Below are 22,586 nucleotides of genomic sequence, written 5' to 3'. Positions count from 1 at the left end.
GCTACCTAATTTTTGACTATAAAGTAACGCTTAATCAACTTCAGGGCGCATTGCAGGGAAAAGTAATACATCACGAATCGATGGACTATCAGTGAAAATCATCACTAGTCTGTCGATACCAATGCCTTCACCGGCTGTTGGTGGCATACCGTATTCTAGGGCGCGTATATAATCGGCATCATAGAACATAGCTTCGTCATCACCGGCTTCTTTTTCTGCTACCTGCTCCAAGAAACGATCACGCTGGTCTTCAGCATCGTTTAATTCCGAGAAACCATTAGCAATTTCACGACCACCAATAAAGAACTCAAAGCGATCCGTTACTTCAGGGTCTTTATCATTACGGCGTGCCAAAGGTGAAACTTCAGCTGGGTAAGCAGTAATAAAAGTAGGCTGACGCAATTGTGTTTCTGCAACCTCTTCAAAAATCTCAGTAATAATGCGACCTAAGCCCCAAATTGCTTTCACTTCAATTTTTAAGCTTTTAGCAACAGCAGCAGCCGCTTCACGCGTTGCCAAATCAGCTTCAGTAATCCCCGTACCGTGCTTAATCACAGCTTCTTTCATGGTTAAGCGTTCGAATGGCTTACCAAAATCATACACTTCACCCTGATAAGGCACTTGCGTTGTACCCAATACTTGTTCAGCGAGGCTTTTAAGTAATTGCTCAGTAAAAGTCATGAGGTCTTGATAATCGGCATAAGCCCAGTAGAATTCGATCATGGTGAATTCTGGGTTATGGCGCGTAGAAAGCCCTTCATTACGGAAATTGCGGTTAATCTCATAAACTTTTTCAAAACCACCCACCACCAAGCGCTTTAAATACAGCTCAGGAGCAATACGCAGATACATATCCTGATCTAGCGCATTGTGATGCGTCACAAAAGGACGCGCCGTTGCACCGCCAGGAATGGCTTGCAGCATGGGTGTTTCTACTTCCATAAACGCCTTGTCTTCCATAAAACGACGAATGCCGCTAATGATTTTAGAACGCGCTTTGAATGTTTCACGCGATTCAGCGTTTACAATTAAATCAACATAACGCTGACGGTAGCGGGTTTCCATATCAGACAAACCATGAAATTTATCAGGCAAAGGACGTAAACTTTTAGTTAATAGCTGGCTTTGCTCGATGGATACATACAAATCACCTTTACCCGACAAATGTAAAATACCTTCGGCACAAACTAAATCACCAATATCCCAAGTTTTAATGGCTTTTTGCTGTACTTCTTCTAGGCCTTTTTTGTCGACATATAACTGAACTTGACCGCTAACATCTTGAATAACAATAAACGGGCCACGCATCCGCATAATTCGACCCGCAACTTTAGCCTTTTTACCTAGTTCGGCTAATTCTTCTTTAGTGTTTTCACCAAATTCACGTTGCAAATCACCTGCATAAGCATCACGGCGAAACGTATTCGGGAAGGCATTACCTTGTTCACGGTAAGCAGCAAGTTTAGCGCGACGCTCAACAATAAGCTTATTTTCGTTTTCAATGTCAGGTAAAGAAGTGGTATCAGACGTTGTCATAATTTTATAGACCTTGCTTTAAACTGGCTTCAATGAATTTATCCAGGTCACCATCTAACACGGCCTGGGTATTGCGTGTTTCTATATTGGTACGTAAATCTTTAATGCGTGAATCATCAAGCACATAAGAGCGAATTTGGCTGCCCCAACCTATGTCTGATTTTGAGTCTTCCAGCTTTTGCTTTTCAACATTACGCTTTTGCATTTCAAGTTCAAATAAACGTGATTTTAGCTGCTTCATTGCAAAATCTTTATTCTGATGCTGCGAACGCCCTGCCTGACACGCGACCACGGTATTGGTTGGTAAGTGGGTAATACGCACGGCTGATTCGGTTCTGTTAACGTGCTGACCACCTGCACCGGAAGCACGATAAACATCAATGCGTAAATCAGCAGGATTAATGTCAACTTCAAAACTATCATCCACTTCAGGCGATACAAACACGGAAGCAAATGAAGTATGGCGACGACCACCTGAATCAAAAGGGCTTTTTCTTACAAGGCGATGCACACCGGTTTCAGTTCTTAACCAACCATAAGCATAATCACCTTGCACGCTAAGCGTTGCCGATTTAATACCCGCAACATCACCATCAGAAAGCTCTACAATTTCGACTTTAAATTCATGGTCATCAGCCCAGCGTAGGTACATACGCAACATCATATTGGCCCAGTCTTGTGCTTCTGTACCACCTGAACCCGCTTGAATCTCTAAAAAGGCAGCGTTAGGGTCCATATCACCCGAAAACATACGGCGGAACTCTAACCCTTCAAGTTGTTTTTGTAGATGACTTAAATCGGCATCAACTGCTTGATAGGTTTCTTCATCATTTTCTACACCGGCTAACTCTAATAAATCTTTAGCATCAACCAATCCAGCATCTAATGTGTCTAGCGTCGTAACAATGACTTCTAAGCTTGAACGTTCTTTACCCAAAGCTTGAGCGCGTTCTGGCTCATTCCAAATATCTGGCTGCTCTAGTTCACGCGTTACTTCTTCAAGACGTTCTTTTTTCTCATCATAGTCAAAGATACCCCCTAAGAACGTGAGTGCGCTCTTGCAGGTTTTTGATTAGGGAGACTAGCGGATTAATTTCCAACATGGGGAAGGCTTGCTCCAGCGTGGTAAGATAAATTTTCTAAACAAAGATTTTTTTAAACAAAGAAAGTATTTTACCCAAAACCCCTGCTAGCGGCTAGCATCCTATGACTAAGTCGTTACACTAGAACTTCAATGTGCGCTAATAAAGAGTTTAGGTATGGATATCAGTGTTAGATTTACTAATAATAATTTTGAATTAAGTCTTGATGCTTGTAAGGCCAAATTAAATGCTTCTGAAATGCTCTTGCTACGCGAAAATTTGTCAAAAGAATTGTTAAAACCTTTAAAAAAAACTGCTGGCTTTTGGGAAGAACAACAAACCCAATTAGATGAATTAAAATACATTGCTTTTGCTTTGGCTGAACTTGATGAAAAATCACTAGAAAACATTGTTATTGGTAATGTTTGGTGTGAATGGGTTCCATTGCTAGCTTTTACACGTTTAACCTTGCCTAAACTTGCTAACAGCTTACAAAGCATCATTGAAAATAGAAGCCATAAAAAAAATTACTTATTTTTCGCAAACCCAGAAGCGTTCATGGATCAACTACACCTTGAACCTGCTATTTCCATTACTGATGTCATTACAACCCTAACTAAAATACAAGAAGCATTAAGTGATTATAGTCCTGAAATCACCAACCTTTTAACTCAACAAAAAACAATCCACACCAAAATTCAACCAGCGATAAATGACAAAGCATTTAGTTTTCTTGATTATTTAGGTGGCTTACCTGCTTCTAACCTAAAAATTATTTTAAAACAAATTAGTCGTGAAGAGTTAGCTTTGCTATTTTCTACGTGCAAAATGCTTAAAGCAATGAAGCTATTTAACCAACTAAAAATCATATTTCCAGAAAAGCTTTTCCAACAGTTTGAAAATAATTGCCCAGCAAAAGTTGAAGAGCATCAAGTGCGTAGCCTGCTAACTAAGCTAAACAGCGAATTAAAAAACCTGAAAGAACTATTAAATAACAGGAGTAAATAATGAGCCTTACCCTACAAGTCAATGAAAAAAAATTAGTGCTGCAAGATGAGACGCTGGCATTACAATTTAATTTACATGAAGGGTTACAGCTATTAAACAAGATAGATAAAGCACTCATTAATTTAATAGACAACACGGATTTAAAAGGGAAAGATTTCAAAAATGAGGCATTAGCAAGCATTAAAACAAGGTCATTAAATACTTTAGAGGTTGCTCAAAGCTTTTATTGTAGCCTACTTGAAAGCCTCATGCTATTAGGTACTAGAGACAGGCAATTGCTGATTGGTGATGCACCATTAATGGTTTTAACCTGCCTAATGTACTTAGTTAAAGGAAAACCTGCTGAACAGCTGTTGCGTGATAACTTATCGCAACGCAACCTTAATAAAATAGAAGAAGAATTAAGTTATTTTGATTTAAACCTTAATACAATACTGGATGATTTCTTATTGCCTTTCTTCAATAATCTTAATAATCGCTTAGCTGAAAAACAATTAACCCTGCAAGATCCACAGGGTATTTATTTTAAGGCAACAGCTTTTTAAAATAACTCATTAAACTCTAAGCGCTCTATTGCCGATTCAAAATCAGCAATCACTTGTGGCGTTTGCATATGATAAGTCAAGGTTAATACTAGACTACGATTTTGTTCTAACTGCAGCATATATTGCACAATACGAGTATTAGGCACATCACCCGCGTAAGAAAGTACAAAGGCTGGGTAACTTTGAATGATTTTTCCTTCACAGTTTTCTAGCTGTACATTACGCCCCAATGTACGACTCAGTAAACTTGGCAATGCAGCACAGGTCGATTTTATTTGTGTCGCCGCTTCTGGTACTTGGTCATTCGTTTCTAATAAAGTGATGTTGTCGTAAAAACCACCAGAGTTTTTTATTTTTTGGGTATTAAAAATCAGCTCTAAACCACCACCACGTATTTTTTTTAAAAGTTCAGATCGACCTACTTCTGATGCAATATTTTGTTCAGCAACAGCGTCGATATCATCGACTGCATTAAGCTCAGAAGAAGTTAATAAGCGCCAATTATCTGGCAAATAAAGGGTGACACCAAAACGACTAAGCATGGTTGTTTCAGCTAAAGCGCTAGTAGCAGCCATCAAGAATATACTTAAAAAAACAACAAGACGCACTGCTACCTCCAAAATAACAACAAGCTTAGTCGCTTAAAGTTGACCCACTTAAAATCTATTGCGTTAAAATAGAAACATCTTCAGCCTGCAAACCTTTTTCACCATCAACAGAGGCAAATTTGACTCTTTGTCCTTCACGCAAGGTACGATGACCTGAGCCACGAATCGAACGAAAATGTACAAAAACTTCACCACCCGAGTCACGAATGATAAAACCATAACCTTTGTTAATGTTAAACCATTTAACAACGCCTTCTTCACGATTTTCGTCGTTGTCTTGTTCTTCATTATCAGCGTAGGCTGCATCATAGTTGATTTTATTGGCTTTTGTTTGAAAAAGTGCATTAATTGAAAGCGCTAAGAAAATAAGCACAAACACCATTAAATAGGCTTTAATGGCAGCAGAAGCATCGAAGGTAAAACCAGATGAAGCAAGTAGTATGGGTAGCAAGACAGGGGTAAGCAGAGCAACTAGAAGGCTCACCAGTACATTTCTTATCAGTGTATTATTCAACATAGAGTTTCTCTAAATCCAAAGTGCTAGGGAAAAAAAAGCAAACGGTATTAATAAACCGGCACTCATTATAACCACGTCTGACGACAAATGCTTATACAAGGTAAGGGGTTACGTGACATGACGCAATACGAAGAACGTCTCATAAGCATGGAGACGCAACTTACCTTCCAAGATGACTTAATTGAGCAGCTAAACCAGCAGGTGATATTACAGCAACGCGACTTGCTTCTGCTACAAGAGCAGCTGCATTTAATGGCACAGCGCTTTAAAACGTTACAAAAAGCCAGTGAACAGCAAGATGAGCAAACACCAGCAGCGAATGAACGACCGCCGCATTATTAGTGCATATTCAGGGTATTAAAACACTATTAAGCAATACATTCCTTTCAGTGTTCTGTGAATTGACATCCTCCCCGACCTAAAGGACGGGGATTCCTACTGCTAGACGGCCATGCCCGACCGCAAGAATGTTTTGTGCCGCATTAACATCGCGGTCGTGGGCGACACCGCACCCACTGCACGTCCATTCTCTTATTCCAAGTCCTGCGATACCTCTCGGCCTCGATTCGGGCAAGCTGCCACAATTCGAACAGGTTTGAGTGGTGTATGCCTCGTTAACTTCCTTAAAAACAATGCCTACGTGAGCGCATTTATAGTCCAACATTGTTTTTAATTGACCCCAGCCAGCGTCCAGCACTGACTTAGCCATTCTGGTTTTAACGAGTTTTAAGCTGCTGACGTTGCCCACATAAATTTCACCGCAGCGATTAACCAGCTTGCGACTAAATTGATGCAGTGCGTCTTTTCTACGGTTGGCTATTTTTGCGTGAAGGGTTTTGACTTGGGTTTTGTTTCTAGCCCGTTGCGCTGTGGCTAATTTTACCTCAAGGTTGCGGGCTTTTTTAAACTGCTTACGCAACCCTCGCTATCCATCCTCGCACTCAAAGTACGAGGTCTTACGCGATTTTGATAAGATTCTTTAATCATCCACTACTTTTTTAAAATAAATAACTATAAAAACATCTTTGTAAAAAACACCTATAAGGCAAACAAATAAACTTACAAAAAGCACTATTGCTAAAATTAAAATAACTTGTTAGATTACTAATTAAAATTAAGAAATCAATTAAATTGCTAGGCTGTTTATATAAAAAGCCAATCAAGCCTAGCAATAGAAAGGGACTGCAAATAATTAAGTAATACAAAGGAGTAGTACCATGAATAGTTTTTCATCTAAAATGCTAACAGCTACAATGGATCAAGCAAAAAACACTAAAAGCATTGACTGCCTTAACAGTTTTTTAAAAGAAATGGATGAAGTTGAAGTTCTCTACCCTAAAAAAACGCCCGTCAATAATAATTTATCAGATGAGCTAGATACTGAAATCAATCAACTCATTAGTTCAATTATGACCGATGCACCAGTGGATACAAAACCTTTATCTAAAAGCTAAGACCTTATAACTAATAAGGTTATAGTGAGTAACTTTTAAAGTTGATTATATCAAACAAGCACTCAGTTAACTTTTAAACTGGGCGCTTTTTTTGGCCTCAACTCTAGCTTTTAACTATCTTATAATTAAAATATATTACAAAAAAACTATTGACGCCATTACATAAGGCAATGCTAATTTTTAGATTCCCTATGCTAGTATGCTTACCAGTAGCACTTCAAACCCATCGGAGAAAAGACATGAGCGAAGTAAAAAACCCAGTATTGCCAGGCTTGAATCAGCCAGCACCTGATTTTGAAGCTAAAACAACGTATGGCGTTAAGAAACTTTCAGACTATAAGGGCAAATGGTTAGTGCTGTTTTCTCACCCAGCTGACTTTACACCCGTGTGCACTACTGAATTTATCGCCTTTGCTAAGCACCACCCTGAATTTCAGGCGCTAAACTGTGAACTGCTTGGCTTGTCGATTGACAGCTACTATTCACACGTGGCTTGGGTACGTAACATTAAAGAAAAGTTTGGGGTAGAAATTACTTTCCCAATCATTGAAGACTTGTCGATGAAAGTCGCCAATGCTTACGGCATGATTCAGCCCGGCGCTTCTGATACATCAGCCGTGCGTTCAACTTACATTATTGATGACAAGGGCATTTTGCGTGCCATGGTTTACTACCCCATGACCAATGGCCGTTCGATTCCTGAGTTTTTACGCTTAATTAAAGCGCTACAAACATCAGACGAGCACAAGGTAGCAACACCTGAAGGCTGGCAGCCTGGCGACCAAGTAATAGTGCCACCACCCGCTGATGCCGATGCTGCAAATGCACGTGAAGGCGAAGGTTATGAGTGCGTTGATTGGTATTTCTGTAAAAAAGACCTGTAAGCTTTAGGCCTTTTGCAGTTGATTTGATGCCAAAGGTTTAAACTCAACCCCAGTCGGACTTAAAGCACGGCTGGTTTTTTTGCTTTTTTATTAAGTTAGAAAGCTCGATTAATATTTTGTCACCTGATTCGTGACCATAGGTATCATTTATTTTTTTAAAGTAATCAACATCATAAATAATTAAAGAAAATTTTGTTTTATAACGGTTACTTCGTTCAATTTCAGTTTCAATAGTTCTTTCGTAGGAATGTCTATTGGCTAGCCCAGTTAGTGCATCGTAAGAAGCTTTAAATTCAAGATTTTTTCTAACGTAAGAATAGACAACCCATATAACGGCTAGAACATTAATTGTGTAAATTAATAAAACAATATAGAATTTTTTATGCCTGAAATTTTTCCTTCAGTAGCCTCTTGTGCGCTTAAAGCTGCGAAGTTTGCTAGCTCCCAAGATTCTTCACTTTCATTTAAAATTTCTATTAAAATATTATTGGTAGGCTTTTTTTGATGGTTTTCTAATAATAGTTTTAGATTTTGCCATTTAGCTTGGATTGCTTTTATATTTTCAATGCCAAAATCAGAATATTCTTTAGCAAGAAAGAGCAATTTTTCATCTTCAAGTAAGCTTTTAATCTGTAGGTCGATTTCTATAATTAGGTTTTTATCTACAATTATTTCACTGTAAGAATTTTGATTACCGGATATTTCTAGTTTAGTTATCCTCTGGATTGACCTTCTAATAATCCCCATACGATTTATTATACTAGCATCACTTTCCAGAACTTTTACTTTCTGAAATATAAAGCAAATCATAACTATATTAATAAGTAGTAAAAATATGGTAAGAAATATAAGGTAAGTAGAAATTCGAGTGTATTTCATACTAATAATTCAATCATGCTGAGTTTTCTCTTCCATACTTCCTCAATATTTAATTGTTTTTAATGCTAGCATACCTTTGTCAGCGTTAATCTGCCATAAGAAATTAACAAACATATTCTAAAGCATTGTATTAAAATCAATTGTTACCAACCTTGTTCCTAAGTCTTAGTTCAAGTCTCCTTGTCTTGGCTAATGAACAATCATTACAAATAACTAGAGCCTATTAAGGAAGCAATTTATGGATAAAAAAACAAATGATAATAACTAACAAAAGCCTTAATCAATGGGTAGCTGAGTTACTAAAATACAGTCTATCCTATTAAAACTGATTTCAAAGTGTTAGCTTATTTTCTTTTGCTTAAAATAGAAATAAAAAGGTCACTCGCTTGCAGTTTGGGCAGTTTTTTATTAAAAGTTATGAGTATTCCTTAAAAGCAGGGTAAAAAAGCCTACCCTTCGCTTATTTATTTTTACCAGAGCCACCGGTTGAAAAACCTTTACTTGCAGATTTGCGAACATTAGTCAGCCACCCACTAGATAGGTATAGCGCTGAACTGAACGACACCATCAAATTAATGCAAGGGCGGCAGTTTTGGTATAAAGAATTGAGCAGCAAGGCGTGTTGGTAATGCGGTTGCTGCTGAAGTGTTGGTGCCAGAAGCAGAGTTTAAAAGCAGTTGGGATAATAAATTAGCAGATTGGCATGAGCAATTGCCAAGCTTGGCTGCACACTTTTATGTTAGTCAGTGGGTTATTGCACGCCGAGCACTTACATTTAACTTTATTACAAAAAAAGCTTATCAAGAATTTATTGATGCAGAAAATAAAGCTTTTCAAGCGCGCCAAAAACAAGGAAATGGACCAACTTATTATGTAACTAAAAAGTCCCAAGTGAGCCAAAACTTTGCTAAAGCGTTAGTTAATGATGCCTTAAATGGAAATACACCGCTGCGTGAAGCCGCTAACCTAATGCAAATGAAGCCTGCTAATTTAAGTAAGCTTGCCGTGGAGCTTTAAGCTATGTATTTACTGGATGCTAATACTTATATACATACTAAGGCGCTCTACTATAGTTTTGATTTCTGCAGTGAAAGTACCTAACGTCTGCCAAAAATATGATGTTCAGTGCATAAGCACCTTTGAACTGTTGAAAAGACTGCAAGCAAAGTTCGTGCTGTAGTTTCTTGTTTTGCCTGCTGCTTAGCTTCTTCAACAACGTTAGGCTTAACTTTTTTAATTATTGATTTAGTGGATTATCTATTAAAACACTAGCTACCCACCCCTAAGCAATCGGGTGAATTAGGGCGCTGTTTACCCTTGGCTTGCCATTCTTTAGGGCTATAAAGGTGTAAAGCTAGGGCATGAACTGGGCCTGCCATTTCTTCAACCAAAAGCGCGTAGATTTTTTGGTGGCGTTTAACTGGCAATAAACCTGCGAAGTCTTCACTTACTAAAGTCAGCTTAAAGTGGCTTTCACGACCGGCGGGGCCGCTGTGCTGGTCGCTTTCGTTTTCTATGGCGATAAATTCTAGCCGTAAGGCTGCTTCTAATTTGCTACGAATTGCTGCTTCAACTTTGACCATGATTTTCTACCTTTTATTAATTGTGCGGCTAAACTTGTGTAGTGTATCTTTCTCACCCGCAATGCACTGCAAGGTTTGGCTGTGCAGCTCCAGTTCTTTACCTGCACCCTTTGTGTAGGGATGCATATCGTAAGCTGATAAAAACTGTTGCCTTGTGGCGAAGGTGGATTCACCCCATAACGATGGCACAGCTCACACCGGCATTCAAAATCTTCGCGCTTATCTTCTTCGTTTAATAATTAAGCTAAGCAGGTATTTTTAGCTTAATTGTTTTAACAATTGGTGAGGCGGTGTTTGTAAAGCATTTTTAAGCGCTAAATGGGCAAAGCCTGCTAATAACAAAGCACCAATCACCGGCGGTAAAACCCAAAATAATGCCGCAGGCGACCAAGGTAAGTTAAGCAGTTTGCCAGCAATAAAACTGTAGAGCAACTCGCCCAACAAGGCTGCCAACACACCCGCCAAGCCGCCTAACAGCAAAAATTCCAAAGCTTGACGAGAAGCTAAATTGCGCCGCGAAGCCCCCAGCACTTTAAGTAATACTTGCTCGCGTTTGCGTGCATCTAGGCTGGCCATCATTAGCGCCCAAGTGACTAATAAACCTGCCAATAAAACAAAGCCCAGCAAATACTGCACGCCTAAACTGAGCTGACGTAAAATGCCTTCGGCCTGCGCTAGCATGGCACGTACATCTAAAAAAGCCACGCCAGGAAATTGCTGAGTTAACGCGCGGATAAAACCGGCTTCGTCTTCTGGCAACACAAAGCTAGCCAAAAAAGTATGCGCTTGGTCTTCCAGCACCTTGGGCGGAAAAATAACATAAAAATTAGGATTAAAACTCTCCCAACGCACTTCACGAATGCTAGCAATGCTGGTTTGCAAATGGTTACCGGCCATATTAAAGGTTAGCTCATCACCTAGTTTTAAATTCAAGCGTTTAGCAACATCGGCTTCAACCGACACAGGCAATACACCAGCTTTAGCTGCTGGTAAATCGGGCCACCAAGCTCCGGCTTTAAGCGTATTGCCTTCAGGAAGGGTTTCGCTCCAAGTTAGGTTTAATTCACGCCTTAATGCATTGTCGCTGGCCGCTGAATCGGGCACTGCTTCTGCTGCGGCTTTACCGTTAATATGAGTTAAGCGTGCCCTTAATAAAGGGTAAAGCTGACTGTGGGCTAAGCCTTGTTCATCTAATACTGCGGCAAAGGCTTGTTTTTCATAGGGCTGAATGTCTACCGCAAACTGATTAGGGCGCTCTGCTGGCAATTGGTTTTGCCAATCATTCATTAATTGATCGCCACCTCTGCCCACCAACAACACCGCAGTAAAAGCGAGGGTAAAAGTGCTAAGTTGCAGCAGCGTTTCGCTAGGATTACGCCCTAAACGGCGCAAACCTTGCCGCCAATACCAAGGTAGGTTATCGAGCTGACTCATCAATAAGCGCAGCAGCAGCCAACCAATACCAGTAACGATTAAACCAACACCACTTAACCCCACTAACGTCCATAAAGTCAGCAACCAATCACCCGACAACCACCAACCTAAACCTAGCGTTGCAACACCCGCCAAACCGTAAGTTAACCACGCCGAATGGCTAAGCTGCCAAGGACGCGACTGCAGCACGGCTAAAGGACTAATTTGCCCAAGGCTTAACAAAGGTGCCAAAGAAAAACCCAGCAGCAGCCACAGCGCTAAAGCAATAGCCGCAAACATCGGCTTTAAACTGGCCGCTGGTAAAGCTAAAGGTAAAACAGGCTTTAGTAGTTCGATCAAACCCCAATGCGCGGCATAACCAATCACACCACCTATAATACCCGCCGATAAACCCAACCAAAAAAGCTGTAACAGTAATAGCTTTTGTACTCGCGCTCGGGATTGCCCCAAACAACGCAATAGCGCCACTTCTTTGGCTTGGCGCTTGGCTTGGCGTTGCGTGGCTAAACCCACGGCCAGTGCCGCTAACAAAACGGCCACTAAACCCGCCATCGCCAAATAGCGTTGCCCTTCAGTCATCGCCCGTGCAATGCCTGGCTGACTTTCTTTAAAATCGCGTAAACGTTGATGCCCTTCTAGCTGCTTAGGCAAGGTTTCAATTAACGCCTCAAGTGTTGCAGCAGCGCCGGTTATGCCTAAACGCCACCTAGCACGGCTTAAAGTGTCTAATAGTGGACTGTTACTTAAACTGTCTAAATGCACCAAAACTTTAGGCGAAAAGCTTGAAAAACCACCGCTTTGATCGGGTGTTTCTAACAAAAATGCAGTTAACTTAAAACTAATTCCACCCACATCCAACGTATCGCCTAGCATTGCACCTAAACGCAGCGCTAAACTCGGCTCCACCCAAATTTCACCCACAGCGGGCGGCTGGCTTTGTTGCCAAGTTTTATTGTTTTGGCCTTGCAAACGCACTTCACCTAGCAGCGGATAATGGTTATCCACCGCATTTAGGTTAACCAGTAAAAATTCATCGCCAAAACTTGCCATGCTGGTCAACTGCACTTTTTCTGACCAACGCAAATCAGCAGCGGTAAAGCTTTCTTTTAATGCTTCACTGGTTGGCTGGCGACCACTAATCACTAGATCACCACCGGATATTCGTGCTGTTTCTTCACCTAGCGCACCTTGAATGCGTTCGCCCACCACGCCCAATAAAGTGGCGCAAGCAACGGCTAAAATCAGAGCAACTAATAAAACGTGATATTCTCCCGCTTTAACACCCCGCCAAGCTTGCTGCGCGGTTAGTTTTAAATCACCCATACTTAATTTACCTCATTATTAATAAGCTGACCGGCTTCGAGCTGTAAAATACGCTGGCAACGCTGCGCCAATTGGCGGTCATGCGTTACTAAAATAAGCGTCATGGCTTGCGCGTTAATCGCTTTTAATTCAAAAAGTAAATCTGCCACTTTACGACCATTATCTTCATCTAAATTACCCGTTGGCTCATCAGCAAATAATACGTGCGGCTTAGCAACAAAAGCACGCGCAATGGCAACCCGCTGCTGTTCACCACCAGAAAGCTGGCTGGGGCGGTGTTTAGCACGCTGGGTTAGACCCACTTTTTCTAGCCATTTTTCAGCTTGCTGTTTTGCTTTTGGATCGCCTTTTAATTCCAAAGGCAGCATCACATTCTCTAAGGCATTTAACTCAGGTAATAACTGAAAAGATTGAAAAATAAACCCAACTTCTTTGGCCCTTACCGCAGCACGGGCATCTTCATCCAGCGAGCTAAAAGCCTGGCCTCGCCACAATAACTCGCCCTCAGTGGGCGTATCTAGCCCTGCCAACAATGCTAATAAGGTGGATTTTCCCGCACCAGAAGGGCCAAGAATAGCGACCTGTTCGCCTGACTGGATACTCAAGTTTAAATTACGCAAAATAATCAAAGGTTGTGCATCTTGTGCCACGCTGTAACCTAAATCTTTGGCTTGAATAACGGTTTCTTTTGTTAAGGGGTTTGATGTCATGTTCTATCCGTGGAAAAGTAAAAAATTAAGCTGGATGACTGGATTGCTAGCATTGCTATTAATCAATATTGGATCGGTTAATGCTGCATCACTGACAGCAACATCACTAACAGCAACAAAGCCCCCAGTAATTTTGGTGATGGGTGATAGTTTAAGCGCAGCCTATAACATTCCTACTCAAACTGGCTGGGTTGCTTTATTAGAACAACGTTTACTTAAACAACATCTAAAAAACGAACAAAGCTGGCAGCTAGTAAATGCGTCAATTAGTGGCGAAACAACCAGTGGTGGACTGACACGATTACCGGCGCTGTTAAGACAGCATCAACCCAGCATTGTTCTATTAGAATTAGGGGCAAATGATGGGTTGCGTGGTTTGCCACCTTCATTAATTAACAATAACCTAGAAAAAATGCTGGCATTAAGCCAGCAAAGCGGTGCTAAAGTTATGTTATTAGGTATTTTATTGCCACCCAATTATGGGCCAGCCTACCTTGCTAAATTTGAGAATATCTACCCAAAATTAGCCCAACAACACCAGCTGCCTTTAGTGCCTTTTTTACTAGAAGGCGTGGCTGATAAACCTGAATTAATGCAAGAAGATAGATTACACCCAACAGCACAAGCTCAGCCTTTAATTCTTGAAACTGTATGGCTTGAGTTAGAAGCCCTATTGAATTAAGGTGTATTTTTAAATGTGTGACATTAGGAGGTCGACATGAAACCAGCAAGTGTTCTTAAAGAGAAAAAAGCAGATTCAACAACTACCAAAACGACAACACCAGTTATTGCAAAAGCTATTAATGCAGAGACTGTTATTGTAGAACCCATGACCAAAAAAGCCGTTGGCGCAGAATCTAGTATTACACAACCTAGCGTCACACAAGCCACTGTTACAGCATCAACTAATCTAAAAGCTAACAAAGAAAAAGTTAGCAAACCTAAAACAGACAAGCTTAAAACCGATCAAACTGAAGTAAACAACCCGTCATCTGATGATCAGTTAGCATCCCCATTATTAATTGAAAGTCCTTTAGATAAAGAACCCGATTTTTTTGTGGCTTCTGATTATCCTTACGATAAAAAAATGACTCGTGTTGAATATGAAGCACAAAAGCGCTTATTACAGATAGAGCTTTTAAAATTACAGCGCTGGATAAAAGATGAAGGTGAACGAATTGTCATCATTTTTGAAGGCCGTGATGCTGCGGGTAAAGGTGGTGCCATAAAGCGCATGATGGAACACCTTAATCCACGGGGCGCACACGTTGTTGCTTTGGAAAAACCTTCTGAGCGTGAACGCACCCAGTGGTATTTCCAGCGCTACATTCAGCATTTACCTGCTGCGGGTGAAATTGTTTTATTTGACCGTTCTTGGTACAACCGTGCAGGTGTTGAGCGCGTTATGGGCTTTTGTTCACAAGAAGAATACGTACAATTTTTACACCAAACCCCCGTCTTTGAACAAATGCTAATTGACAGCGGTATACGTTTATTTAAGTTTTGGTTTTCTGTTTCACGCCAAGAACAATACCGCCGCTTTATGTCACGCCGTGGCGACCCACTTAAACAGTGGAAACTATCACCCGTTGACTTAGCTTCATTGGATAAATGGGAAGATTACAGCCGTGCTAAAGAAGCGATGCTAATGCACACCCATAAAAGCTTAACACCTTGGACAGTCATTAAATCTGACGACAAGAAAAGAGCGCGTCTAGCAGCAATGAAGCTTTTGCTAACCTCCATGCCTTATACCAATAAAAATGAGAAAGTGGTAACTGAAGCTGATCCACTTATCGTTAGCAGTGCTGCTGAAGTATTAAGCAATCCTGAAATGTAAAAAGTAACAATCTAGCTACCTATGCAACGCTTCATATAACATACGGTAGCTTTAAGCAGTGCTTGGCTATATTAAAAGCTAGTGACTTACAAAACGTTAATAAGAAGGAACTAATTGACGCTAATTACTAACAAAAAAATGTAAGTAGCTTGCTATTATAAACGTTAAGCCTGTACCTACATTTTTATCTGTCAATCTAAAAGAATTTAGGTTTTGGGTCTGTTATCCACGGAGGAAAAATAATGCAGCTCACTCGTCAAACTGATTATGCTCTAAGAGTCATGATATTTCTTGGTATTCAACAAGATAATCGTCTAGTCACTATTAGCGATATCGCTTACCACTTCGACATTTCACGCAACCATCTAATGAAAATTGTTCACAAGTTAGGACAAATGAATTACATCCAAACGGTACGTGGTAAATATGGCGGCTTACGCCTAGATCGCAACCCAACCAGTATTCGATTAGGTGATCTAGTACGTGATTTTGAAACAACATTAGACGTGGTTGATTGTAAAAAGCTCACCTGTCCGGTGACTGGCTCTTGCGACTTAAAACCTATTATACAAAAAGCCCAAGAAGCTTTTTTAGCAGTAATAGACGAGTATACTTTACAAAACCTACTGTCTAACCCCGCTGATTTAAGGTCTTTGCTTGGACTGGATGCCAGTGAGGAGCTACCTTTACAGGTTATGGCTGTTTCTTGATAAAATAGTAACGGATTAATCACCAAGCAGAAGCAATGCACCACGCTTCTGCTTTTTTTATATTTGAATTTTATATTTTTAGCCTGCATAGTCTGCCTGCCAGCATTTTTCTAAAAGAAGACTAACTGATGAATTTTAAGCCCATGATTGACCCTAAACTTTTGGAACGCGTTATTAACGCATCTCAAGATGGTATTGTTATCGTCGAACAAGAAGGCGATGAAAATATCCTAATTTATGTTATTGACATCCTCCCTGCCCTAAAGGACAGGGATTCCTACTCCTAGACGGCCATGTCCGACCGCAAGAATGTTTTGCGCCGCATTAACATCACGGTCGTGGGCGACACCGCACCCACTGCACGTCCATTCTCTTATTCCAAGTCCTGCGATACCTCTCGGCCTCGATTCGGGCAAGTTGCCACAATTCGAACAGGTTTGGGTGGTGTATGCCTCGTTCACTACCTTAAAAACAATGCCTGCGTGAGCGCATTTATAGTCCAACATTGTTTTTAATTGACCCCAGCCAGCGTCCAGTATTGACTTGGCCATCTTGGTTATAATTTTCACATTTTTCAATGCATTCATCCTTGCTCAAGGACCTTCATCGGCAATACTACACGACATTAGCGTGACTGCTGACAGATGTTGTTCGCTGATTGAGAATGACAACATAGCAGTAAAAACCCTAATCGCTAGGCAGCTTATACTGTCTGGCGATTAGGGTTTTAAAGTCAATAAAGAAACGTCTCTTACACTGACCGCGAGTGCAAACTGTATAAGTCACACATCAGTCGATGTTCTCCTCCAGTTTCAGCCGATCAATGCCGAAGGCTTTCATAACGTAGGTTTCATAAATGGGGTCAGCCTTGCCCTTGCGCATCTTGCGCAGGAAGTACTTTTCATAGGCAACCTTAGCCAAATGCACCCATTTTCCACTCATCGCTTTGGTCACGTTACGCGGTGGAATCTGCGGTAGAGCAATAAAGGCAAAGCCACTATCGCCCATATCGGCCAGACACATCGCATTCCAAGTTGCACGCGCCTTCATAGGTTTACCGGCCAATACGTCGCGAAGATTGTTGGCAATAGCGGTCACCATCGACTCAATCATCAGCCCTGTCTTAGGCGCGCCAGTGGGCACAGGCGTAACCTCAACGGGCGGAATCGCCACGCAAACGCCGGCGGCAAAGATATTGGGAAATGTCGGGTTACACTGGTGCTCGTCAATAAGGATAAAGCCACCTGGATTGGTCAGCCCTTCAATACCTTGCACCGCATCAACGCCAGCAAAAGGCGGGATGAACATCGAGTAGGAAAATGGCAGTTCATGTGTTTTGAGTACGGCGCTTTGCTCATCCAGTTGCTCGGCATTAATCTTACCCTGCTCAACGGAGGTGACGCGTGCATTGCTGATCCATTTGATGTGGCGCTGACGCATCTCCGACTCCAGAAGACCTTTAGAGTCACCAATACCGCCCAGCCCCATATGTCCGATATAGGGTTCGGAGGTGACGAACGTCATCGGCACTCGATCACGCAGCTTACGTCGACGCAGATCGGTATCGAGAATCATCGCAAACTCATAGGCCGGACCGAAGCAGCTGGCGCCTTGCAGAGCGCCGACAACCACCGGCCCTGGCTTCTTCAAAAACTCTTCATAGGAGAGCCATGCCTTCTCGGCATGCGGGCCTGTGCACACCGACTGAGTAAAACCTTCTGGACCACTGCCCGGTACGCGCTCAAACGCCAACCGCGGGCCGGTGGTAATTACCAGATAATCGTAGTTGAGGCTACTACCATCAACAAGGTCAAGGCGATTAGCCTCAGCCACCACCTTATTCGCTCGGGTCGGCACAAAACGTATATTGCGCGACTCGAGCGGCTCCGTCACATTCAGCCGTATTTCATCGGGTTTACGCCAACCCACGGCAAGCCAAGGATTGGATGGGGTGAAATTGAAGACGGGCCCATCACCCACCACCGTAATGGCGTGCTCCTTGCCGATTGCATCGCGGATTTCATAGGCAGCAGACATACCGCCAATCCCCGCGCCCAATATGATGATATTAGCCATAACGCCTAGCCTCCACACAAATGACGGCAATTAAGCCGATGTTGCGGTAGTGATTTTACAAGTTGCAACTGCCGCAATAGAATCATTTTTAATATTATTTTATTTGTTAATTAATAAATATATTAACAGCATATGAAAGTCAACTATCTATTAGACTCGCACACACCCTGAATCAAACAGGACTGCGGTTAGAGCAACATGCTTCTCAGTGGGCCGGTGCTTTAGACGGTGACACGACAGTAATCACAGCACTGCTGAACCGGCTGTTACACCATGCTCATACCGTTCAGATTCGAGGAGGAAATGTCAATGTCGCTAATTAAAGTGTCCAGTTCCATTAGACCAGTACAGATCAGAGTGGACAGGTATAAACAGACAGGCAAAAAAAAGCCCCGTAATACGGGGCTTTAAAGATTCCAGTGGATCTCACTGGATAATAAATTGGTGGCTACACCGGGATTTGAACCTGGGACATCAGCATTATGAATGCTGCGCTCTAACCAGCTGAGCTATGTAGCCAACTTGGCGCGCATTATTCACTCTTCCATGAGTTGTGTCAAGCGCGTTATGCAAAAATATTTAAATTAAACAGACTAACTGAGTTTAACCGCCAGTTTCACGCTGCGCTTTTGGTGCTGAACCAACAAACCGATAAGACAAATGATCGCAACCCCGATACCAATCCACTTACTGTATTCCATCGGAAAGTTCAAACCAATGCTCGCCGTTGAAATATAACCAACACTGATCGCCGTACCAATCACCGCAGGAATACTCACAATCCAATGGAAAGTGCCTCTATCAAACAAGTACTTAGTGGCTAACCACAGCACACTGGTCGAGAGCAACATATTAGAGAAGGCGAAGTAGCGCCAAATCAGCGAGAAATCTAAAAACGTCATCAGGTAGCCAATACCCAACAACGGCACAGATAACGCAAGTCGGTGCCACACAGTTTGCGAAATATTAAACGCGTCCATAATGGTTAAGCGCAATGAACGAAACGCGGTATCACCCGAAGTGATAGGGAAAATAGCCACAGCCAGAATCGCCATAATGCCACCAAAAACCCCAAGGTAACTGGTCGCAATATGATTCACCACTAAGCCTGGACCACCGACATCAAGCATCGCTTTTAAGCCCACATACCCTTCAGGGAACGCAGCAATACCGGCCAACGCCCAAACACAGGCCACAATACCTTCACAGACCATTGCGCCATAAAACACTGGACGCGCATATTTCTCATTGGTCAGACAACGGGCAATCATCGGTGATTGCGTGGAGTGGAAACCACTGATCGCACCACAGGTGATGGTTACAAACAACAAGGGCCACACTGGTAGGCCATCAGGATTAGGTGCTAATAAACCATGATCATGCTCGTCATGAAAGTAAGCAAAAATATCATTCACTTCAGCCAAGTGCGGCGCATTAAACAACAACGCCACAGCAATCGACAACGTCATCACAATCATCAGCGCACCAAACAGCGGGTACAGCTTGGTAATGATTTTATCAATCGGCAACAATGTTGCGAAGAAATAGTAGGCAAGAATCAGCAGCACCCAAAAGGTGTTACCGGCTAAAAAAGTGCCCTCAAAGAAAGACAAGTTACTCAACAAACCTGCGGGGCTCATGATGAACACCACACCCACAAAAAACAGCAGCATGCAGGTAAAGAGCAACATAATGCCTTTGAAGACCACGTTGTAATAGTGACCGGCAATTTCAGGCAAACTTTTTCCGTCTTCTTTTAAGCTCATCACTCCAGAAAAATAGTCATGCACTGCGCCGCCAAGAACGTTACCAATAACGATCCAAACCAAAGCAATTGGACCATACAAAGCACCCAAGATAGGCCCGAAAATCGGACCCACACCGGCAATATTCAAAAACTGAATTAAAAACGCCCGTACAGGGCTGACTGCAACATAGTCAACACCATCATTCAAACGTTGCTGTGGGGTTAGGGCTTTGGGATCTATGCCCGCTTGTTTTTCAACAAAGGGACTATAGAACTTATAGCCCAGTATCAACAAAGTGATACTGATAAAGAAAATTAGCATACGGCGTACTCCGGATCATCTTAGAAGGTTAACCAAGCACATAGCGTTACTCAGTTATGGACGCAATCTTAAACGGCACTGCGGAGCACATGGTACATACTATTGACTACTATCAAATCAGCAAAGAGGCAAAATATCGATTATTTTTAGGATGGACTGAGCCACAACTGATCCCGCGTGGTGCTTACCTGAGAACGAGCGGCTTCCTTAGCGTTGCAAAAACCATTGTAAGTCTTAGGCAGTAGTGCGCCCGAGTCGACACCGTCGTATTGATTCCTCACTCTTTAAAGCCTATAAATCAACTAAGCATTTAAAGCAAAACACACTGCTAGGCTCGCTGAATATTTTTCTCATGCAGTGTTGTATCCCAAATGCTACGGGAGAGACCTGATGATTAACGTCCAGATTTATCGCTACCACCCCGAATACGACACTGCACCCTATATGCAGTCAAAAACCCTGCCTGAAGAATTCCGCAAGCGCATGGTGCTCGACGCACTGCAATACCTGCGTGAAGAGGATCCAACCCTCGCCTATCGGCGCTCATGCCGTGAAGGCGTGTGCGGCTCGGATGGGATGAACATCAATGGCAAGAACTGGCTGGCCTGCATCAAGCCCGTAGCAGACGCCCTTGGCACATCGAACACCTTAGTCATCCGTCCCCTGCCCGGCATGCCGGTGATTCGCGATCTGGTGGTTGATCAATCCTTATTCTTTTCCCACTACGAAAAAATCAAGCCTTGGCTGATCAATGATGATCCTGCTCCCGCCATTGAACGCCTGCAAACCCCAGAACAACGCAAGCAGTTAGATGGTCTCTATGAATGCATCCTCTGCGGCTGCTGCACCTCGCAATGCCCCTCATGGTGGTGGAACCCCGAAAAATACCGTGGACCATCAGCCTTATTGCAATCCTTACGTTTTCTACTGGATAGCCGCGATCGCGGCAGAATCGAGCGCATGGACGGCTTGCAAGATCCGTTCAGTGTATTTCGTTGTCGCAGCATTGGGAATTGCACTTGGGTCTGCCCAAAAGGACTTAACCCAATGGGTGCGATAGGTAGGATTCGATTGGAGTTGATGAAAGAGTCGACTTGATGCTTTAAAGTGTGGGCGCCAGCTCAGGGCAAGCAACTGTGCGAGTATACAAAAGCTCTGAGAACGGCGCGCAGAACACCCCATTTAATTCAATCTGCCACAACACTAAAATCGCCCGCCTTTCGCGGTCATGCAGGGATGTATATGACACTAGAATTCTACGAAAACAATGCAGAACAGTTTGCCCAAGACACTTTAAATGTGGACATGAGCGCGCTGTATCAGCGTTTTTTAGTCTTGCTGCCGCCGTCGAGTCGGATTTTAGATGCCGGCTGCGGGGCCGGACGTGACAGCGCCGCATTTTTGCAGCGCGGCTTTCAAGTCGAAGCCTTTGATGCCAGTGCCAAACTGGTAGACATTGCTCAGCGTGTCAGTGGTATTGCTGTGCAACACAGCACCTTTCTCAACTTTAGCAGCGAACAGCCGTTTGCCGGGATCTGGGCCTGCGCCTCTTTGCTGCATGTCCCAGCCATCAGTATGCCAGCCACGCTGCAGCACCTAGCTGGTTTACTGCAAGCAGATGGCGTGATCTACGTATCATTTAAATACGGCGAAGACGATGTAGAACGCAATGGTCGTCAATTCACCAACTGCACAGAGCAACGTTTACACAATTTCCTGCAAGGCACCGGTTTGAGCATTAAAGAGACCTGGCTGACTGGCGATCAACGCCCCGATCGCGCAAATGAGCAGTGGCTGAATGCTATATTAATTGCACAATAAGCCGAGGCCTTTTTATGCCTCGGCCAATAGCTCGCGTCTGACCACAGGCTCCGAGCACGACCCTTTGCTGCCTATGCGGCAGTGAACTCGTTCTCGTTCAATATCAACAACAACGCGCATTTCTGAGCTGCCTATGCGGCAGTGAACAGCCCAATGATTGGCGAACAACGCCAGATAGCTTTCTGAGCTGCCTATGCGGCAGTGAACCTATTTATGCACCCTACGCAACACCAAGTATGTTTCTGAGCTGCCTATGCGGCAGTGAACTATAGAAACGACTATTTAACAGTACAGCGCATTTTCTGAGCTGCCTATGCGGCAGTGAACACTACAATGCAGGCTACGAAGCTATCGCGCTCTTTCTGAGCTGCCTATGCGGCAGTGAACTTGTGCGGTCGTTAAATATCAGATCTTTTTCATTTCTGAGCTGCCTATGCGGCAGTGAACCTCTGTGTCAATCACTTGGCGCAGCGCCTCAATTTCTGAGCTGCCTATGCGGCAGTGAAC

The 22,586-nt window shown here is 42.8% G+C and carries 25 protein-coding genes, 1 tRNA gene, 1 pseudogene and 1 CRISPR repeat array; of the genes and pseudogenes, 13 read left to right on the top strand and 14 right to left on the bottom strand.

Annotated features, from left to right (window positions below):
• Positions 1-30: 30 nt before the first annotated feature.
• Positions 31-1,536, bottom strand: a complete 1,506-nt coding sequence (gene lysS, locus VJY63_RS02800; RefSeq protein WP_324048215.1) for a lysine--tRNA ligase — start codon at positions 1,534-1,536, stop codon at positions 31-33.
• 4 nt (positions 1,537-1,540) lie between these two features.
• A protein-coding gene (gene prfB, locus VJY63_RS02795; protein WP_349254590.1) for a peptide chain release factor 2 occupies positions 1,541-2,639 on the bottom strand; the annotation gives its coding sequence in 2 pieces (ribosomal slippage) (positions 1,541-2,563 and positions 2,565-2,639; 1,098 coding nt in all).
• Between the two features lie 156 nt (positions 2,640-2,795).
• Between prfB and VJY63_RS02790 the strand changes: the two genes are divergently transcribed.
• Both VJY63_RS02790 and VJY63_RS02785 read left to right on the top strand, forming a co-directional pair.
• The gene (locus VJY63_RS02790) at positions 2,796-3,626 is read left to right on the top strand and encodes a hypothetical protein (protein WP_324048214.1); all 831 of its coding nucleotides are present in this window, start codon (positions 2,796-2,798) and stop codon (positions 3,624-3,626) included.
• Positions 3,626-4,171: a hypothetical protein gene (locus VJY63_RS02785; RefSeq protein ID WP_324048213.1), complete on the top strand. Its 546-nt coding sequence runs from the start codon at positions 3,626-3,628 to the stop codon at positions 4,169-4,171. The genes VJY63_RS02790 and VJY63_RS02785 overlap by 1 nt, the downstream gene beginning before the upstream one ends.
• Here the strand turns inward: VJY63_RS02785 and VJY63_RS02780 are convergent.
• Both VJY63_RS02780 and VJY63_RS02775 read right to left on the bottom strand, forming a co-directional pair.
• Positions 4,168-4,779: a hypothetical protein gene (locus tag VJY63_RS02780; protein ID WP_324048212.1), complete on the bottom strand. Its 612-nt coding sequence runs from the start codon at positions 4,777-4,779 to the stop codon at positions 4,168-4,170. The two genes, VJY63_RS02785 and VJY63_RS02780, sit on opposite strands and share 4 nt — an antisense overlap.
• Before the next feature lie 55 nt (positions 4,780-4,834).
• Positions 4,835-5,296: a cold shock domain-containing protein gene (locus tag VJY63_RS02775; protein ID WP_324048211.1), complete on the bottom strand. Its 462-nt coding sequence runs from the start codon at positions 5,294-5,296 to the stop codon at positions 4,835-4,837.
• A 117-nt stretch (positions 5,297-5,413) separates the two neighbouring features.
• On the opposite strand from VJY63_RS02775, the gene VJY63_RS02770 reads away from it, so the two are divergent.
• Positions 5,414-5,638, top strand: coding sequence for a SlyX family protein (locus VJY63_RS02770; protein WP_324048210.1), 225 nt, complete (start codon positions 5,414-5,416; stop codon positions 5,636-5,638).
• A gap of 76 nt (positions 5,639-5,714) precedes the next feature.
• Here VJY63_RS02770 and VJY63_RS02765 read toward each other — a convergent pair whose 3' ends face one another.
• Positions 5,715-6,215: a transposase gene (locus tag VJY63_RS02765; RefSeq protein ID WP_324048209.1), complete on the bottom strand. Its 501-nt coding sequence runs from the start codon at positions 6,213-6,215 to the stop codon at positions 5,715-5,717.
• Between the two features lie 298 nt (positions 6,216-6,513).
• Between VJY63_RS02765 and VJY63_RS02760 the strand changes: the two genes are divergently transcribed.
• Complete coding sequence (locus VJY63_RS02760) at positions 6,514-6,750, top strand: hypothetical protein (protein ID WP_324048208.1); 237 nt, start codon at positions 6,514-6,516, stop codon at positions 6,748-6,750.
• A 239-nt stretch (positions 6,751-6,989) separates the two neighbouring features.
• Positions 6,990-7,634 carry a peroxiredoxin gene (locus tag VJY63_RS02755; protein WP_324048207.1) on the top strand — a complete coding sequence of 215 codons (645 nt, stop codon included), beginning with the start codon at positions 6,990-6,992 and terminating at the stop codon, positions 7,632-7,634.
• 43 nt (positions 7,635-7,677) lie between these two features.
• Here VJY63_RS02755 and VJY63_RS11860 read toward each other — a convergent pair whose 3' ends face one another.
• Together VJY63_RS11860 and VJY63_RS02750 are read right to left on the bottom strand one after the other, a co-directional pair.
• Positions 7,678-7,965, bottom strand: a complete 288-nt coding sequence (locus VJY63_RS11860) for a GGDEF domain-containing protein (RefSeq protein WP_414674806.1) — start codon at positions 7,963-7,965, stop codon at positions 7,678-7,680.
• 26 nt (positions 7,966-7,991) lie between these two features.
• The gene (locus VJY63_RS02750) at positions 7,992-8,513 is read right to left on the bottom strand and encodes a hypothetical protein (RefSeq protein ID WP_324048206.1); all 522 of its coding nucleotides are present in this window, start codon (positions 8,511-8,513) and stop codon (positions 7,992-7,994) included.
• A gap of 645 nt (positions 8,514-9,158) precedes the next feature.
• Here VJY63_RS02750 and VJY63_RS02745 point away from each other — a divergent pair.
• Both VJY63_RS02745 and VJY63_RS11855 read left to right on the top strand, forming a co-directional pair.
• A complete protein-coding gene (locus VJY63_RS02745) occupies positions 9,159-9,530 on the top strand; it encodes a hypothetical protein (protein WP_324048205.1) in 372 nt (123 codons plus the stop codon).
• Positions 9,531-9,546: 16 nt separating this feature from the next.
• Positions 9,547-9,693, top strand: coding sequence for a DUF4411 family protein (locus tag VJY63_RS11855; RefSeq protein ID WP_414674804.1), 147 nt, complete (start codon positions 9,547-9,549; stop codon positions 9,691-9,693).
• Positions 9,694-9,781: 88 nt separating this feature from the next.
• Here the strand turns inward: VJY63_RS11855 and VJY63_RS02740 are convergent, their stop codons facing one another.
• The 3 genes from VJY63_RS02740 to VJY63_RS02730 form a co-directional block, all read right to left on the bottom strand.
• Entirely contained in the window at positions 9,782-10,096 is a 315-nt protein-coding gene (locus tag VJY63_RS02740) for a BolA family protein (RefSeq protein ID WP_324048204.1), read from the bottom strand.
• A 258-nt stretch (positions 10,097-10,354) separates the two neighbouring features.
• Positions 10,355-12,853, bottom strand: coding sequence for an ABC transporter permease (locus VJY63_RS02735; RefSeq protein ID WP_324048203.1), 2,499 nt, complete (start codon positions 12,851-12,853; stop codon positions 10,355-10,357).
• Between the two features lie 2 nt (positions 12,854-12,855).
• Positions 12,856-13,563, bottom strand: coding sequence for an ABC transporter ATP-binding protein (locus VJY63_RS02730; RefSeq protein ID WP_324048202.1), 708 nt, complete (start codon positions 13,561-13,563; stop codon positions 12,856-12,858).
• Between VJY63_RS02730 and VJY63_RS02725 the strand changes: the two genes are divergently transcribed.
• The 3 genes from VJY63_RS02725 to VJY63_RS02715 all read left to right on the top strand — a co-directional run bounded on the left by VJY63_RS02725 (position 13,562) and on the right by VJY63_RS02715 (position 16,113).
• The gene (locus tag VJY63_RS02725; protein ID WP_324048201.1) at positions 13,562-14,245 is read left to right on the top strand and encodes an arylesterase; all 684 of its coding nucleotides are present in this window, start codon (positions 13,562-13,564) and stop codon (positions 14,243-14,245) included. The two genes, VJY63_RS02730 and VJY63_RS02725, sit on opposite strands and share 2 nt — an antisense overlap.
• Positions 14,246-14,281: 36 nt before the next feature.
• A complete protein-coding gene (ppk2, locus tag VJY63_RS02720) occupies positions 14,282-15,403 on the top strand; it encodes a polyphosphate kinase 2 (RefSeq protein WP_324048200.1) in 1,122 nt (373 codons plus the stop codon).
• Between the two features lie 242 nt (positions 15,404-15,645).
• Positions 15,646-16,113: an Rrf2 family transcriptional regulator gene (locus VJY63_RS02715; RefSeq protein ID WP_324048199.1), complete on the top strand. Its 468-nt coding sequence runs from the start codon at positions 15,646-15,648 to the stop codon at positions 16,111-16,113.
• A gap of 260 nt (positions 16,114-16,373) precedes the next feature.
• Here VJY63_RS02715 and VJY63_RS02710 read toward each other — a convergent pair whose 3' ends face one another.
• Both VJY63_RS02710 and VJY63_RS02705 read right to left on the bottom strand, forming a co-directional pair.
• The gene (locus VJY63_RS02710; protein ID WP_324048198.1) at positions 16,374-16,700 is read right to left on the bottom strand and encodes a transposase; all 327 of its coding nucleotides are present in this window, start codon (positions 16,698-16,700) and stop codon (positions 16,374-16,376) included.
• Positions 16,701-16,902: 202 nt separating this feature from the next.
• Positions 16,903-18,189 carry an FAD/NAD(P)-binding oxidoreductase gene (locus VJY63_RS02705; RefSeq protein ID WP_324048197.1) on the bottom strand — a complete coding sequence of 429 codons (1,287 nt, stop codon included), beginning with the start codon at positions 18,187-18,189 and terminating at the stop codon, positions 16,903-16,905.
• A 203-nt stretch (positions 18,190-18,392) separates the two neighbouring features.
• On the opposite strand from VJY63_RS02705, the pseudogene VJY63_RS02700 reads away from it, so the two are divergent.
• Positions 18,393-18,512 (top strand): annotated as a pseudogene (locus tag VJY63_RS02700) (ATP-binding protein); the annotation flags it as partial.
• Between the two features lie 119 nt (positions 18,513-18,631).
• Here the strand turns inward: VJY63_RS02700 and VJY63_RS02695 are convergent.
• Positions 18,632-18,708, bottom strand: a tRNA-Met gene (locus VJY63_RS02695).
• 74 nt (positions 18,709-18,782) lie between these two features.
• Positions 18,783-20,258, bottom strand: coding sequence for a carbon starvation CstA family protein (locus VJY63_RS02690; RefSeq protein WP_324048196.1), 1,476 nt, complete (start codon positions 20,256-20,258; stop codon positions 18,783-18,785).
• 390 nt (positions 20,259-20,648) lie between these two features.
• On the opposite strand from VJY63_RS02690, the gene VJY63_RS02685 reads away from it, so the two are divergent.
• Together VJY63_RS02685 and VJY63_RS02680 are read left to right on the top strand one after the other, a co-directional pair.
• Positions 20,649-21,356, top strand: a complete 708-nt coding sequence (locus VJY63_RS02685; RefSeq protein WP_324048195.1) for a succinate dehydrogenase iron-sulfur subunit — start codon at positions 20,649-20,651, stop codon at positions 21,354-21,356.
• A gap of 144 nt (positions 21,357-21,500) precedes the next feature.
• Entirely contained in the window at positions 21,501-22,079 is a 579-nt protein-coding gene (locus VJY63_RS02680; RefSeq protein ID WP_324048194.1) for a class I SAM-dependent methyltransferase, read from the top strand.
• A 59-nt stretch (positions 22,080-22,138) separates the two neighbouring features.
• Positions 22,139-22,586: a CRISPR direct-repeat array (repeat unit 28 nt; unit sequence TTTCTGAGCTGCCTATGCGGCAGTGAAC).

The sequence above is a fragment of the Marinospirillum sp. genome (genome assembly GCF_035271045.1).
Classification (GTDB): Bacteria; Pseudomonadota; Gammaproteobacteria; order Pseudomonadales; family Halomonadaceae; genus Marinospirillum.
The sequence above is the reverse complement of the archived record's forward strand: the minus strand, read 5'-3'. Positions and strand labels throughout refer to the sequence as shown.